Raw genomic sequence first — 13,814 nt, 5'->3', positions numbered from 1 at the left:
TTTCGATACCATCTGGAACTAGAGGTACTGTTCTAAAACACCCATTTAGTGAATCAGTACTCTTTTGGGTTTGGCGATTTGATGCGTTCGCTTTTCAGACGCTTGATTTATCTGGTAACCACTCAAAGCTGTTATGCTTTATTATCCATTCAGAAGATCCAGAACATTATTACTTGCCTGTTCACCCTTGGCAAACTTTACAAGGCAGTCTCTGCTTGCAGGATAATCTACTCCCCGCCGGTTATAGATTCTTCAGCCTGACGTGGATTACTTATTACAAGTTCACTTCCCTGAATTCAGGTAGCTATCGCCTTTCCCAATTAGTAACCCACCCACCATTGAGTATTATGTAAAATATAATATAAAAAAGAATTCAACTCAAACGTTTGATAGAAGATGACTATTTAGATCTAGCAACTTAGATATTAATTTTAGAATTGAAGAATGGATGTGTCTGCAAACCAGGGTTTTTAGTTAGCACCTTTTGAAAAGTAGACCCCCGTAATAGCTTGATTTAAAACAGGTGAATTGAAGAAAAGATCCCCTTCAATAGAGTAAGTCAATACCGAAAAACTACTCCATGAGGAAATAAGTTCGCAACATATATAGAAAAACTTTCTTGAAAGCTACCGAAGCTCAGATTGATCATATGAAAATAAATCAATATGAAAGAAATCAATATGATTTCAGTTTATAGTTTTGAAAAGTAATTTTATAATATAAAACTAATGAAATGAAGTTGCATTTTTTGGAAGATGTTGAAATGCAAGTTATAAAAGCACCAGATAAATAATTTGCCGGCTACGGAAAAATACTCAATTGCCTGAATATGGAAGAGATTCTGGCTCTTCGCCATTCCCTATGGATAAGAGGATTTTCAATTCAAGGCCGCATTGGTTTTTATGGGAACATTATGAGGATGTCTCCACAAAAAAAGAAGAGCCAAGATTTTATTCATCTTCTAATTGAAAACCTTTAATATAGGAGTTTCCAGATAAGAGACCAGATCAATATCAGTAAATCCAGAACAAACAGACCGGACGTAATTATGATCGCAGAAAATCTTTTAATCTTTCTACTTGGCCTTGTTCTTTTGGTCAAAGGTTCAGATTACTTTGTAAAATCAGCTTCAGCAATTGCAGAGAAACTCGGTGTTTCCGAATTTGTTATAGGCTTGACACTTGTTGCAGTTGGAACGTCAATCCCTGAACTTGCTTCATCAATAGCTGCTTCTCTCCAGCATGCAAGCGGTATCGTAATAGGGAATGTCGTTGGATCAAACATCGCAAATATAGGGCTTGTTGTCGGGCTGGCTGCAGTTATCTCTCCAGTGAAAACCGAAATAGAGATGCTCAGGAGAGATGGCTATGTCATGCTCTTTGCATCTGTGCTCTTCTTTGTTTTTATCCTAAACAGGGAACTCTCAATACTGGAGGCAGCCTTTTTCATACTTGTCTTCATCGCGTATGTGTTTTTCCTGTTTGAAGAAGCCGAGAAATACGAAGGGAAACTGCATTTTAAAGAGTTTTTGATATACTTTTTTAAGTGTAAGTATATAAGCAGTGCAAGGGAAAAGATCAATTGTATAAAAAATGGAAACGCTAACGGCGAAAACTGCCAGTCCAGAGAAGGTTTCACAAAAGATATACTGACCCTGGTATTAAGTTGTGGAGCAGTTATAATCGGGGCAAAGTACTTTGTAGGCAAATCAATCTTCTTTGCAGAACTCCTTGGAGTTCCTGAAACTATAATAGGTACCACTCTAGTAGCAGTTGGCACATCCCTTCCGGAGCTTGTAGTGACACTATCTGCAGCAAAGCAGGGTTTAGGGGACATAGCCCTTGGTAATGTTATAGGCTCAAATATCGCAAACATATTTTTAATATTAGGATTTTCCGGGTTGATCTATCCGGTAGCCATTGAACAGATAAGTCTATTATTTACGACTCCGGCTATGATTTTGATAAGTATAATACTCCTTGTGTTTATCAGCACAGACTGGGAAATAAAAAGGTGGGAAGGAATGACTTTAGTAGCCTTTTATGCATCTTTTTTAATAGTACTGCTCAGGATGGGCTAAATAAGTATGGAAAAGTATAGGAAAAGTATAGGAAAAGTATAGGAAAAGTATAGGAAAAGTATAGGAAAAGTATAGGAAAAGTCGAAAACTGAAATCTCCCGAAAAAAAGATTCAGGCTTAAATTTCTGCTTTTTTTACAAAAAATTCCAAACTTTTTAAGGTCATAAAAAGAAAATAAAAATGAAGGAAAAGCTCAGGTTTGTTCTTGAGATTAATCCACGAGTGTAAAATACATTCTCCTGTTGCTCTTCCCTTTATTCTGAAGTTTTATGATTTTTATGCCTTTTATTTCGTCAGTATTTTTAACATGGGTCCCTCCACAGGCTTCAATCGTGACTCCTTCGATTTCAACAATGCGCACTTCTTTTATTTCGTCGGAAAAGCCTTTTGCCAGCGTGGTTAACCGTGAGAGCTTTTCTTCGGCTTCTTTGCGGCTTACAAGGTAGAAATTAACAGGATTTTTCCGGGATATAATGTCATTGGCAATTTTCTCATATTCAGCAAATTTATCCCTGTCAAAGACCTCAAGACTGAAATCCACCCTACTCTGGTCAAGACCAAGCTGGTTTCCGGTTATCTGAGCCCCTGCCTCCTTTTCAATTACGTTTGCTATTACGTGAGTCGCCGTATGCATACGCATATGCCTGTAACGTCGATCCCAGTCTATGAATCCTTTTACTTTGTCCCCTGCTTTTAATCCGTTAGAAACATTTTCACCATCTATCTCGTGACTGATATCTCCATTGAACTTACCCACATAAAGGACATTAAACTCAGCCCCATCGGATTCACGAACCAACTTTCCGGCATCGCTGGGCTGTCCCCCGCTTTCGGGATAAAAGGCAGTACGGTCAAGAACCACAAATCGATTATCTGTAACTTTTTCGACAGTTGCTTCGAATTCTTTCAGATAACAATCAAGGAAGTAAAGCGCCTCTGTCATTGCCAAACCTCTTTTCTTAAACTTAATAAAAGGAGATAAAAACTGTCAGAGTACATAAACTATGCAGTTTTGAGTAAAAATCCAGCCTTACCAATCTGATTCTCCAGGAGTCATAAGTCAGTAACAATGGAAAAACCTATTTCAACCACTTATAATTATTGAAAATTCAACTCAAGCGAAACGGACTCGTCCTTCCGATACGGAACTCGGGCTTGTCAACGTGATAATACAGTTTGAGATAAATACTTTATAACTGTATAGATAATTGAATTATTAAACAATTAAGAAAATAGAACATAAAAAGAGATGAGAGTTTGGGACGCTATTCAATAGAGGATTTCATTCAAAGTACAGAAGAAAAAGACCTTAATCAGGGAATTTTTGAATTGGAACGAGACCGACTTCTTGAAGTTAACCTTGAAGGAATTGTCTGGACAAAAAGAGGTTCAATGGTCGCGTACACAGGAGATATCGTTTTTACGAGGGAAGGAGTTTTCGAACACGGAATCGGCACCTTTGTGAAGAAGGCGCTTACAGGTGAGGGAGTCAGCCTCACAAAAGCCGAAGGCAAAGGAAAGCTCTACCTCGCAGATGAAGGAAAAAAGGTATCAGTCCTGAAACTTGATAACGATTCCATTTTTGTAAATGGAAACGATCTACTTGCCTTTGAGACCTCGCTAAACTGGAACATAAAAATGATGAAAAGTGTTTCAGGAATGATGGCAGGAGGGCTTTTCAACATAAAACTGGAAGGAACCGGTATGGCTGCCATTACAACTCACCAGGACCCCCTGACTCTCCAGGTAAGCCCAGGTCACCCGGTCTTTACCGACCCCAATGCTACAGTTGCCTGGTCAGGAAACCTGGAACCTGAAATAAAAACTGACATTTCCCTGAAAACCCTGGTTGGAAGAAGCAGTGGGGAGTCATTCCAGATGGCTTTCAAAGGAGAGGGATTTGTAGTGGTCCAGCCTTACGAAGAAGTTTATTTCCAGACGCAGACCTGAAAATGCCGTTTTGGATGTAAATGTCTGCATTTACCCAATTACTATCCGACAATCCAGGACAGAACAACAGCCATGAGAAAGTTGTAGTTCATAAAATTGTCCCTGTTGGCTAAGTAACTTCACCCCATGCGCCGTCGGTTATATTTCCCGATGGTGACTACGGGATGAACGACGATTGGTGGATTCAGTAATTTCACTCCATGCGTCTTCGGTTAAGTGAGAAATCGTGACAAATTGCGTTAATTTCCTCAACCCCCCTCAAATATTTTAATAAATTAAAAGCTGGAAACAGGCATCGATTTCATATAAATAGTCCAAATTTAAGGCCGGTTTCTAGTGAAAAAGATAGCTTTCAGGCAAGAAAATTCCTTAACCGATGCCAAATGAACTTCACTCTAATTCCTCCTATACGCTCACGATTATCATTATAATTCAGCCTTCTTGAGCGCAACCGTTGACCCGAAACCGTTGCGCCGGCTGATCACAAACCGTTGCGCCGGTTTATCACGCCGATAGGGTTTGGGGATAAGATTCTCAAACTCAAACTTTTATCGGGTTTTCGGTCAAGCCTTTTTTGAAAAGAGTTGTGATCACGCCTATAGGGTTTGGGGCTAAGTTCATCAAATTCAAACGTTTGCTGGGTTTTCGGTCAAGCCTTTTTTGAAAAGGGTTGCGGTCAAGCCTTTTTTGAAAAAGGTTGTGATCATCCCATTTGAGAACCAAAACTGAAATAAGTAAATCAACCGCCTGAGTGAGTTGAAAATATGGCCTTTCCTACCCCTAATTCAGTCCTCTTGAGCGAGCGAAGTGAGCGAAAAGGGCACCGTCCTCCCGAGACGGGACTCGGGAGTTGCAACCTTGCCTTAACTGAGTTCATGCCGTTATCCCGAAATAGGACTCGGGAAGGTCACATGCAAATCGCTATTGATTAAACTGAGACTGGAAAGAAGGTTTTTCTTTTGGTGTTCCAGCTCTTCCTTTAAAGCAGCCAGCTTCTTTTCAGAATCCACAATGTCCTCTTCAAGCGAGCGAGTCCTGCTCAGAAGTTCAGCTTCCTTATGTTCGAGTTCAACCAGCTTTCCGGTATCCGAGCTTTCTAGTTCAGCTTTCTTTGCCTCAAACTCTTTCAGGGCTTCAAGATACTCTTTTTTCCGCTCTGGAAAGTTTGAGATTGCAGCTTTGACCTGTAAAAGAGCTTTTTCTTTTTTCTGGGCCTGCATATCCAGTGCATTATCCTCGAATATTTTTTGGAGTTCCGGGAAAAAAGAAGGATTTACGTGTACAGGAGCTTCAAGGCAAATATCGAGCTGTTTCTTTACTTCTGGCTTTAAGGTATACCTGCCACTTTCATGAAGTTTCTTAATCCTTGAGAAATGTCCTGAAAGCGGGAGAACAAGAGAACTCAAGCCTGTTTCGGCTTTCCTGAGTTTTTCCCTGGCGGCAATGGATTCTGCCTGAAGGTTCTGTAAACTCTGCCAGACGGAGCCATTTCTGAAGTCTTCGAGAGCCTGGCTGGCTTCGGAAGTTTCAGCCTTTAAAGCCTGAATTTTTTGGTTTCTGGATTCAAATTCCAGCTCTTCGGCAGATATTGAAGCAAAAAGTTCCTGTATTTTATTGATGTCCGAGTGAGCTGCTTCTATAGTGTCCATTTCCTTCTTATTTACCTGAATTACCTCTCCGAGCTCGTTAAAAATCTTACCCAGACTGGCAAGGTTGTCACTAACTTCTTTAGATTCGTCAGGAAAAACGCCTCTTGTATACCTGAAACTCTGATTCATATGCTCCAGACAGGTATTGATGCTCTGCGTAGCTGCCCCATAAAACCTTTCAAGAGCCCTGAAATCCTTATTTTCCTTCACTCTGATTTTATCTATCAACATTGTGACCTGCTTTGTCACATTTTCTCTGTTGCTCTTCGCTCGCTTTACAGCCCTAATATCAAAGTCTCCTTCGACTTTAGCCTCCGCAAGCATTGAGTTACTTTCCTTGAGTGCCAGAAGCGAAGCTTCAAGTTCTCTCAAAAGGTTGGATACATCCTTTTCCACCCTGGAAGAGATTTTTTGAGATCTTGTATCCAGCCATGCTGGCAGGTCTTCAAAATTAATCTCCTTGAGATCAGTCTCCACACTGGAACCTTCTTTTTTTCCAAAGAGCTTTTTAATCCACTTCAACCTTGACATTCCCTGAGTTTGATAAAATTATTTAACTTATTTTTTTAGTTCTGTATATTTTTGAAACTTGTTATGTGAAATAATTATTCTGTAAAAGACGTTTTTGGACTAAAAAGACAGAATAAAAGAAAGATAGAATCTATGACATATAGAGATTAAATGCTTTTTAAACTGATAGCCAGAGGATTAGTATAATCCTGCACTTTACTTCAGAAGTTTACTCTTTATAAGTCCTACTTTTCATAAATTACTTTTCATAAGTTCTACTTTTCATAGATCCTACTTTTCATAAGTCCTACTTTTCATAAGTCCTACTTTTCATAAGTCCTACTCTTCATAAGTTCTATTCTTTATAAGTTCTACTTTTCATAAGTCCTATTTTTCGTAAGTTCTACATTTAATAGCGAATATTTTTAATAAGTGGTACTGTTAATAAGTTATACCGGATAAGCTACATGAGAATCTTTTGCTTCTCCACGAAGAGAAGAAAGAAGGCAGGTAAAAATGAGCTTTGAGACAGTAATGAAGCAGGTAATTCCATATACGGACATCACGATATCCAGGCTGATTTTTGCAGCAATGGTGCTGGTTATGGGGTTCGTTTTATCAAAGTATATTATTCGTGTTTTCAGAAGGGGAATACAGAAAACAAAGATTCCGGACCTTACCGTTCAATTTCTCACTCGTTTTTTAAGTATCCTCCTTTATGTAATTATTATTCTTATTTTCTTGAAGAGTCTCAATTTTGACGTGGACAGTTATATAGTAGGAGTTTCTGCAGCAATAGGCATTGTTCTTGGACTTGGCCTGCAGGATACCTTTACAAACCTGACTGCCGGAGTATGTGTTGCCGCAATCAGGCCTATTGACACGGGAGAAATTGTAACCGTGAACGGACAGACCGGAAAAGTGAAATCTGTAGGTATTATGTCAACCGAACTCCTGACTCTTGACAACCAGCTCATAACAATCCCGAATAAGCTTGTCTGGGGAAGCTCTATTGTTAATATGACACGGATGCCTACAAGAAGAGTATCGGTTGATGTAGGAATAAGTTACTCCTCAAACCTCGAAAAAGCTACAGAGATAGCACTCAATCTAATGAAAACACACCCTCTTGTCCTTAAAGAACCCGAACCCGCAGTAGTAACCACTGAGCTTGCCAATTCCTCAATAAATTTGCAGCTACGGGCCTGGGCAAAAACCGGAGAAATGGGAATCGTAAAGAATGACCTTGTTGCAGGAATATTTGACGCTTATACGAAAGAAGGAATTGAGATTCCGTTCCCCCAGATGGATATAAATATAAAAAAAATGGAACCAAAAGAAGGTGGAAAACACACCACAGGACAGAATATAACGGTACAGGAAGAAAGAATTGTACTTGAAGAGGGACACAACGTGGAAGGACTATATTAAGCAAAACCAGTCTTTCTTTTGAAAACCGGTCTATACTTCCCTGGCCGTCATATCTCTTGGCATGAAAATTCTTTCAAGTACTTTCATTTCTTTGTGCCTGTAATTAGAAGAATTTCATGCGCGTTTTTTACACTTGACAAGTTATATGGACTTAACATAGTACATGGACTTAACATAGTACATGGACTTAGTTTATGGACTTAACATAGTACATGGACTTAGTTTATGGACTTAACATAGTACATGGACTTAGTTTATGGACTTAACATAGTACATGGACTTAGTTTATGGACTTAACATGTTATATGGAACATGGCAGTGATATTTCCTTCAAGCTCGTTCCAGCGTTCAATTGCCCACGGTGTTGGAAAAAGTTCTACTCCACACTTTTTTTCTGCAAAAAAATTTTCAGCTTCCTCAGAAAGTTTAACGAAACCTGTCTGCCCGGTTCCGATAAGGATTTTTTCAGTCCCTTCCTCATAAATGTGCTTTGCTTCCTCAAGCGAGATTTTATGGGAAGTCCCGTAGAGCTCCTTTGACAATCCTTTTTCTCTTTTTTCGACCTGTCCATTAAGGCGAATAAGTATGTCATATTTAAAGGTCTCTCCGTTTACAGTAATAGAACCAAAACTCGTGGAATCAATCTTTGGCTTCATGGTTCACCTCTTAAATTGAAACTGAAAACAAGATTTTCTATTTTATAATAGTTGTACATGCTTCATATAATTAACAGATATGCCCTGAATATTAAATTTTCAAGCCATAAGCATGTCTGAATATAACCATTCATATACTTCTGACTCTTACAGGGCAATCTGATAAAATAATATACTTGAGAAGGGCTCTACATATTTGAAGAATGAAATCAGGTACATTAGGCACTATGATCAAAATCTGCCATAAGCAGTTAAAGATTATCCTGCCAACTTTTAAGTTCAATGGTAAGCAGGTAGACGAGTTATCAGATAACAAAAATGTAACCCTATATGCATCATTTTGCAAGGACGAATAAGTGCGGAATTTTGGAATTCAAAAAATCCCCGGATAGAAAAGTGTGACAATGTGAACAAATAACATATCTTAATTACGAATAACAGGCCTGATTTTAAATAAATAGAATAAATCCGCTATTTTAGAAGCATAAAAGACTCCAATATCCTGTTTTTAAAGAAAAAAAATTGTATTCATTAGTATTTTTCCACATGAAGACTTAACAATAGAAATTATATGACACAAACTCATCAAGAGCTTTATATTTTTATTCTAATCTTTAATAAGTGCAGTTACAGACATTAATAGTATGATGATCTTCTGATCTTTAAGATAAAGTATTATCAAGTTTTAAATTCATTTTTCTATTTTTATTCACAGATAAAAAAATAAGTATGTTTATATGATAATATTTCCCAGTTGGTTTCGATAATAGGTGTTCTCGGATCAAAAGAGACCGCTTCCGAGAAAATAAAATATAATAGGATAATACGGAGGAAAAGTAATGCGAAAAATTATGCTTAAAACAATCTGTATTTTCACATTAGTCTTTTTTGTCCTGTCAATGACAGGAGCAGCAGCATGCAATAACAATTGTAAAACAGATGCAATAAATGATTCTTATAGTATTAGCCTTAAATCATGTCCAAATACTGTTTATTGCTTTAAATATACTACTTTACTTAATAATGATAAAGGATGCAACCTTAAAGTTACGACTACCGGAACTTACAAGACCACACTGGGCGGAAAAGTGACAGTTTATAGTGATGGTAAATTCTGCTATAAAGCATCAGCAGCATGTTGCTCCAAAAAATGTTGTACTTGCACTGACACCTTCACATACAAGATAAAAGGTAAGGATGGAAAAACCGATTGTGCAAAGGTTACCCTGAAACTCAAATGCCCCACCTGCTAAAGTACTTATTAGGTACTTGCTCCAGTAGGTGCATTTATTTGAACTAAACGCATAAAGGGATAAGGAAGTTTTAACTTCCAGGGATTTAACCCCAAATCCCTTAATGCTTGTCAGTATCCTGTTTCGGCCTTAATTTTGCCAAAACGCGAAGTTTATGCTTATTTTTTTTTGTTGGGCTCAGATTAATGAATTTTGGTTTTTTAGATTTTGGTTTTTAATAAGAATATTTTTAGGAAGCTTTTCAGATAGCACTTTTCAGAAGCTCGAACTTGAGATTTCATCCCCACAAACTGCGGACAATCGGGCTTTTTCCTTTTTTGCACATTCCATTGCGTCTTCAACAGCTTCCCTGATGATATACCCGGCCTTGTGAAGGATAGTATCCCCAAGCTGAGGATCTTTGTCCATGCTGGCGGTACAGGGATAGGAATGATGAGCACCTGAGATGGTTTCCTTATATTCAACCGTATCAGTCCAGCCGAGCTTTTTTGCCACAAACCAGGTGGAACCGCAGGGGGCATCCCTGAGAACGCCTGCTCCGATAAACATCTTCCCATCAGGGCTCATTTCAATTCTGAGCACAGGCTTCCCGAAACCAAGGTCAACAAAAGCATCTATTACAGGTTTTCCGGTTTTTTCAAGGGCGCAGAAAGGCTTTGGACCTTCAAACTCAACTCCAATAGCTTCAAGCTCTTTTTTAAGCTGTTCAAGAACTCCTGCAGGAGTTTTCTTTGAGTCTTCGGAAGGCGCGATTACGGCTTTTGCTTTTGTTTTCTTCACAACGTCAGGAAGGGCTATAAGAAGGTCTGGGTGGATGCCAATAGCAAGTATCAGATCGCATTCCGGAAGTTTTTGAGGCATATACTGCTCGGGATCTTCTATAAACGTGGGCAGGTCTTGAGGAAATTCATGAATTCCTACAATCAGGTTAGCATACGACTTCCTGGCCTGCCTGCAGTGGTTGCAGAGTTCTCCGCAGGACACGCAGAAATTTCCAGGATTGATGAGGTTCTGGATAACTTTTTTACCAAGTTCGCCTGAGTATAGTACGAGGATCTTCATAATTTACCCCTATTTTTAAAGACTGTAAGAATTATGTTTGCGTCTTTTCATTTCATTGTAGATAGAAATCCGAATTACTTTTCCCCCTGGAAAAGAAATAATAGGGAAACGAAATCAGCGAATAGACTTTTGGAAAATTGGTTGAGAAGCTGTTAATGTTCAGTTCTGGTACCTTCTCCTTTAATGTCTATCCGATTTTCTATGTAATTTTTGTATGATATATTATTATTTGTTTCAATGTATAAATAGCAGGAGTTTCGAAATAGAAATCAGTATCCATATCTAAATCTCGATATACAGTTACAGGGAAAGAAAAAGGGAAAGAAAAAGGGAAAGAAAAAAGGAAAGAAAAAGAGAGAGAAAAAGGAAAGAAAAAGGAAAGAAAAAGGGAAAAAAGGAAAGAAAAAAGGAAAGAAAAAAGGAAAGGAAAAGGGAAAGAAGAAAGAGAAATAAACAGATTGCCAAGGAAAGGATAGTCATTCGGTCTTTCCTTTCTTCATTCTCCCAGTTTCAAAGCCCCATGAGGGCACATCTTGATGCACACACCGCACTGGATGCATTTCTTTTCATCTACCAGGACACTCCAGGAATTGTCAAAAGAATACACATTCATAGGGCAGACCGAAATACATGCTCCGCACTCGATACATTCTTCCTCGTCCCTGTGAATAGGCCTGTCCAGGATGGAAACGATAGCTCCTCTCGATTCCAGGGCATTTTTGATTCTATCGAACTTGAGATCGTTTACGTCGGCTATCAATTCCCCATAGGTTGAGTCGATATTTGCAACCATTATATTAATCAGGATTCCGGTTTCGACTATGGACTCGGAAATAATGGGGTTATGGATTCTTTCGGTAGGAATGGTGATCTTGATTTTCATGTTCAGTACCTCCTGGCAAGAAGTTTGCTGATATTGTCACTTGTTATTATTCCAAGAACCCGTCTCTGCGCATCGATCACCGGCATTGCAGATACCCCGTAACGGTCCAGCCGCCTGGCTGCAAGATCTACAGGCTCGTTCGGAGCACAGGTAAGCACCTTTTTCGTCATAACGCTCTCTACCGAATCAAAGCAATTCTCTGCAACGGCTTTTGAGATATCCCAGGCAGTCAGGATCCCAACCAGTTCCCCGGCATCTGAAATCACAGTCAGATGATTGAAAGAATTCTCCCAGATTTTCTTTGCAGCGTCCTGGACAGTTTGATCTCTTTTGATGGTCACAAAAAAACTGGACATTACATCTTTTACGAGAGGTACTGCCTGAGTTTCTTTCATGGGTTTAGCAGACCCTTCAGCACATAGTCTTTCCACGGGCATACTGACAAAGAATTTCCCGTGCTTAACCCACTGCTTTAACTCATTTGCAATCTTTCTCGCATTCTTGAAACTGGAAAGGGAAGATGTGGGCACGTCTTTTCCGTCAATCTGCACCGAGCCTGACCTGAGCTCAGCATAATTTACCTCTCTGACAATCGGTTTGTCCCGGCTTCCCACAGCATAGTCCTGGATGGTGGTAACAATATCTTCATCACGAACTGCAGTAGCAGCAGCAATTTTTTCGTTAAGGATAGGGATGGGAATCCCGATTCCCATGTAAAGAGTGGCACCGTATCCGGTAAAGGAAGCAGCCCTCAAATAGTCAGGGTTCATCTCTTTCAGGTTACCTTTAAGCATAAGAGTTCCAAAACCTGAAGAAGGAGAATGCTGAGTTCCATTCCCTATAACATAGCCCTGGGCTCCTCCCATGAAAATCCTTGTTCCCATGCCTATAGTTTCATAGCTCGGGTCATTTGAGAGAGGAGAGAGTACGCCTGCCCCCGAATAAGTTACATTTCCAAAATTAGGCAGAAGCTCACCCATATAAGTATTTAGAATCCTTTTGGAACTGTTGGTTGCTGCTGCATATTTCTGATAAGCGTTCCTGGGGTTAAGAAGAATGGCTTCATTAAGGTCTTCAAGAGAGACTATCGTATCAAGCACTTTCCTTGGATAACAGTCCGTCCCATATGAAGTCGCATGAACATCTATCTCTTTGCCCCTGAGGAGGTCTTCAATAACATGAGCTCCACCATACTGAATTCCTCGTGTATCTGATATCTGGGCAGCCCCCAGGTAAGCGTCTACAGCTGCCAGTCCGCTGTATGCTTCCACATTGTTGAACCAGATCTTCTGTATTTTTATGGGAGGCTCGGAATGACCCAGGTTAAGCATTAAGCCGGATGAACACATAGCTCCGAATGTGCCTGTAGTAACCACATCTACTTCTTTTGCAGCCCCTTCAGCGCCAAGCTCCTCAACAATTGTGACCATTTCCTCAGCTGTCACTACATTGACGCTTCCATCTTCAATTTTTCTATTAATCTCATGAACCGATTTTTTAACCATTGGGGGTCTCCTCTTTTTGCAGATTTATATGAATTGTAATATTTATTATAATTATATATTACTTGTGATAATGTAAAGGTAACAGCCCTGTCGGAAGACGTAAAAAGCTGTGCCTGAATTTGATTTATTATCAGGTTTTCAAGTTTATATCCTGAGCTCAATAAATAATATTCATAATTATGAGCCATATATATTACTTGCGATAATTTGGAAATTCTCTTACTATAAAGTCAAACTATAAATGATATAACAGTTCATGTGGCAAACAGTTTGAACAATCAGTAGTTCTTCTCATACTCCATGAAGGTTAATTTCAGTAAGTTTCTTATGCTTAAAGGATATACCCGAGGCCAGGTGATCTGTTGACACGTATACTTGCTACCGGGACTTTTGACCTTCTCCATCCCGGACATATTTATTTTCTGACCCAGGCCCGAGCTCTTGGAGATGAGCTTTTCGTTATTGTTGCGAGAGACTCAAATGTAACTCACAAGCCAAAACCAATTGTGCCCGAGGAGCAGCGGCTGGAGATGGTAAGTGCATTAGGAATAGTAGATAAAGCGCTTCTTGGAAGCGAAAAAGATATGTTTGAACCCCTGAAGCAGATCAGACCGGATATAATTGCCCTGGGTTACGACCAGCGTTTTGACGCCGAACTTCTGGAAAAAGAACTTGCTAAAAGAGGGCTTCCTGCAAATGTGGTAAGAATTCCACTTTCAAAAGAATGCCCACTTTGCAGTACAGGTGCAATCATAAAAGAGGTGCTTAAACGGTATGGATAAATTTGCCCCCTACCGTTTCTCGATTTGATTGCACCTGTTATCCTTTACTCATA

13 protein-coding genes are annotated in these 13,814 nt (G+C 39.4%); 6 read left to right on the top strand and 7 right to left on the bottom strand.

The window, feature by feature from the left end:
- Positions 1-141: 141 nt before the first annotated feature.
- A complete protein-coding gene (locus MSVAZ_RS21770) occupies positions 142-249 on the bottom strand; it encodes a DUF2795 domain-containing protein (RefSeq protein ID WP_082091221.1) in 108 nt (35 codons plus the stop codon).
- 799 nt (positions 250-1,048) lie between these two features.
- Here MSVAZ_RS21770 and MSVAZ_RS05865 point away from each other — a divergent pair.
- Positions 1,049-2,080 carry a calcium/sodium antiporter gene (locus tag MSVAZ_RS05865; protein ID WP_048119211.1) on the top strand — a complete coding sequence of 344 codons (1,032 nt, stop codon included), beginning with the start codon at positions 1,049-1,051 and terminating at the stop codon, positions 2,078-2,080.
- A 211-nt stretch (positions 2,081-2,291) separates the two neighbouring features.
- Here MSVAZ_RS05865 and alaXM read toward each other — a convergent pair whose 3' ends face one another.
- Entirely contained in the window at positions 2,292-3,023 is a 732-nt protein-coding gene (alaXM, locus tag MSVAZ_RS05860) for an alanyl-tRNA editing protein AlaXM (protein ID WP_048119209.1), read from the bottom strand.
- 314 nt (positions 3,024-3,337) lie between these two features.
- Here alaXM and MSVAZ_RS05855 point away from each other — a divergent pair, with 314 nt between their 5' ends.
- On the top strand, positions 3,338-4,030 hold the full coding sequence (locus MSVAZ_RS05855) for an AIM24 family protein (protein ID WP_048119206.1): 693 nt from the start codon (positions 3,338-3,340) through the stop codon (positions 4,028-4,030).
- A gap of 881 nt (positions 4,031-4,911) precedes the next feature.
- Here MSVAZ_RS05855 and MSVAZ_RS05845 read toward each other — a convergent pair.
- On the bottom strand, positions 4,912-6,210 hold the full coding sequence (locus MSVAZ_RS05845; protein ID WP_232316228.1) for a cell surface protein: 1,299 nt from the start codon (positions 6,208-6,210) through the stop codon (positions 4,912-4,914).
- Between the two features lie 495 nt (positions 6,211-6,705).
- Between MSVAZ_RS05845 and MSVAZ_RS05840 the strand changes: the two genes are divergently transcribed.
- Positions 6,706-7,620, top strand: a complete 915-nt coding sequence (locus MSVAZ_RS05840; RefSeq protein WP_048119198.1) for a mechanosensitive ion channel family protein — start codon at positions 6,706-6,708, stop codon at positions 7,618-7,620.
- Positions 7,621-7,913: 293 nt separating this feature from the next.
- On the opposite strand, the gene MSVAZ_RS05835 is transcribed toward MSVAZ_RS05840, so the two are convergent.
- Entirely contained in the window at positions 7,914-8,276 is a 363-nt protein-coding gene (locus MSVAZ_RS05835; RefSeq protein ID WP_048119195.1) for an Mth938-like domain-containing protein, read from the bottom strand.
- A gap of 203 nt (positions 8,277-8,479) precedes the next feature.
- Between MSVAZ_RS05835 and MSVAZ_RS21100 the strand changes: the two genes are divergently transcribed.
- Together MSVAZ_RS21100 and MSVAZ_RS05830 are read left to right on the top strand one after the other, a co-directional pair.
- On the top strand, positions 8,480-8,632 hold the full coding sequence (locus tag MSVAZ_RS21100) for a hypothetical protein (RefSeq protein ID WP_157206027.1): 153 nt from the start codon (positions 8,480-8,482) through the stop codon (positions 8,630-8,632).
- Positions 8,633-9,115: 483 nt separating this feature from the next.
- The gene (locus tag MSVAZ_RS05830) at positions 9,116-9,529 is read left to right on the top strand and encodes an Ig-like domain-containing protein (RefSeq protein ID WP_048119192.1); all 414 of its coding nucleotides are present in this window, start codon (positions 9,116-9,118) and stop codon (positions 9,527-9,529) included.
- 255 nt (positions 9,530-9,784) lie between these two features.
- Here MSVAZ_RS05830 and MSVAZ_RS05825 read toward each other — a convergent pair whose 3' ends face one another.
- The 3 genes from MSVAZ_RS05825 to MSVAZ_RS05810 form a co-directional block, all read right to left on the bottom strand.
- Positions 9,785-10,591 carry a DUF166 domain-containing protein gene (locus MSVAZ_RS05825; RefSeq protein ID WP_048119190.1) on the bottom strand — a complete coding sequence of 269 codons (807 nt, stop codon included), beginning with the start codon at positions 10,589-10,591 and terminating at the stop codon, positions 9,785-9,787.
- A gap of 496 nt (positions 10,592-11,087) precedes the next feature.
- Positions 11,088-11,474, bottom strand: a complete 387-nt coding sequence (locus tag MSVAZ_RS05815; RefSeq protein ID WP_048119187.1) for a 4Fe-4S binding protein — start codon at positions 11,472-11,474, stop codon at positions 11,088-11,090.
- 2 nt (positions 11,475-11,476) lie between these two features.
- Positions 11,477-12,979, bottom strand: coding sequence for an L-aspartate semialdehyde sulfurtransferase (locus MSVAZ_RS05810; protein ID WP_048119184.1), 1,503 nt, complete (start codon positions 12,977-12,979; stop codon positions 11,477-11,479).
- A 338-nt stretch (positions 12,980-13,317) separates the two neighbouring features.
- Here MSVAZ_RS05810 and MSVAZ_RS05805 point away from each other — a divergent pair, with 338 nt between their 5' ends.
- The gene (locus MSVAZ_RS05805; protein WP_048119181.1) at positions 13,318-13,761 is read left to right on the top strand and encodes an adenylyltransferase/cytidyltransferase family protein; all 444 of its coding nucleotides are present in this window, start codon (positions 13,318-13,320) and stop codon (positions 13,759-13,761) included.
- Positions 13,762-13,814: the final 53 nt, after the last annotated feature.

Source organism: Methanosarcina vacuolata Z-761 (assembly GCF_000969905.1).
Lineage (GTDB): Archaea > Halobacteriota > Methanosarcinia > Methanosarcinales > Methanosarcinaceae > Methanosarcina > Methanosarcina vacuolata.
The sequence above is the reverse complement of the archived record's forward strand: the minus strand, read 5'-3'. Positions and strand labels throughout refer to the sequence as shown.